This window comes from Mesorhizobium sp. M8A.F.Ca.ET.021.01.1.1 (assembly GCF_003998025.1).
Lineage (GTDB): Bacteria > Pseudomonadota > Alphaproteobacteria > Rhizobiales > Rhizobiaceae > Mesorhizobium.
The window spans coordinates 1-1,057 of sequence record NZ_RZSJ01000982.1; the positions used below are offsets into that span (position 1 = coordinate 1).

Sequence of the window (1,057 nt, forward strand, 5' to 3'; positions counted from 1 at the left end):
ATTCTGGGCTATTCAGGCGTTGATCCGCTTTCCCTCCAGACCAGTCCCTCCCCATGTCAGGCCTGCTTCTCGATCCGTGGTTCTACGCGGCCGCCGTCCCGGCGGTCATCCTGGTCGGCCTGTCCAAGGGCGGCTTTGGCGGCGCCGTCGGTTTCGTCGGCGTGCCGCTGATGGCGCTGACCATGCCGCCGGTGCAGGCGGCCGCCATCCTGCTGCCGATCCTGTGCCTGATGGACATCGTCTCGGTGTGGACGTGGTGGGGCGTATACGATCGCAAGATGCTGGTCGATATGATGCCGGGCGCCGTCATCGGCATCGGGCTTGGCTGGCTGACGGCGGCACTCGTCACCGAGGAAGCGGTGCGGCTGATCGTCGGCGCCGTCGCCATCGTCTTCGTGCTGCGCTGGCTTTACCTGCAGTTTCGTCACGGCTCCGACCATGCCGCCGCGCCCAATCGCGTGGCGGCGGCCATATGGGGCACGGTTGCCGGGTTTACCAGCTTCGTTGCCCATGTCGGCGGACCGCCCTTCCAGGTCTATGCCTTGCCGATCAGGCTCGACCCCAAGGTGCTGTCGGGCACGGCGGCGATCTTCTTTGCCGCCACCAATGCGCTGAAGCTCATCCCCTATTTCGCGCTCGGCCAGTTCGATACCGCCAATCTGACGGCATCGGCGGTGCTGATGCCGCTGGCGCCGCTGTCGACCATCGCCGGCGCGTGGCTGGTGCGGCGCATGCGGCCGGAGATTTTTTATCCCTTCACCTATGCGACCGTGGCGGTCGTGGCCGTGAAGCTTCTGTGGGACGGGATCGCCGGCATCATGTAGCGCTCCAGCCCGCGTCAGGCGGCGCTGGGCACCATGCGTCTTGGCCGGCTGAGCGCCATGGCGGCGCCGGCGGCAAGAACCATCACCATGCCCGCGAGAATGACGACGTCGTGCAGGGTCGGCTTCAGCACCATGTCGGTGATGATGACGAGCATGACCGCATAGTCGAAGCGCGCCGCCCGCAGGATGCGCTGGCCATAGGCCAGGGCCGCGGGCGTCACGCCGTCCCTGGC

General features: G+C 66.9%; 1 protein-coding gene and 1 pseudogene. One reads left to right on the forward strand and one right to left on the reverse strand.

What is annotated here, in order from left to right; all coding sequences use genetic code 11:
• The first annotated feature begins 53 nt into the window (after window positions 1-53).
• A complete protein-coding gene (locus tag EOA36_RS36020; protein ID WP_127281288.1) occupies window positions 54-824 on the forward strand; it encodes a sulfite exporter TauE/SafE family protein in 771 nt (256 codons plus the stop codon).
• Window positions 825-838: 14 nt separating this feature from the next.
• On the opposite strand, the pseudogene EOA36_RS36025 reads toward EOA36_RS36020, so the two are convergent.
• A pseudogene (locus EOA36_RS36025) lies at window positions 839-1,057 on the reverse strand (hypothetical protein); the annotation flags it as partial.

Coding starts and splice junctions, on each gene's coding strand:
- EOA36_RS36020 (WP_127281288.1), top strand. CDS start 54: ATGTCAGGCCTGCTTCTCGATCCGTGGTTCTACGCGGCCGCCGTCCCG.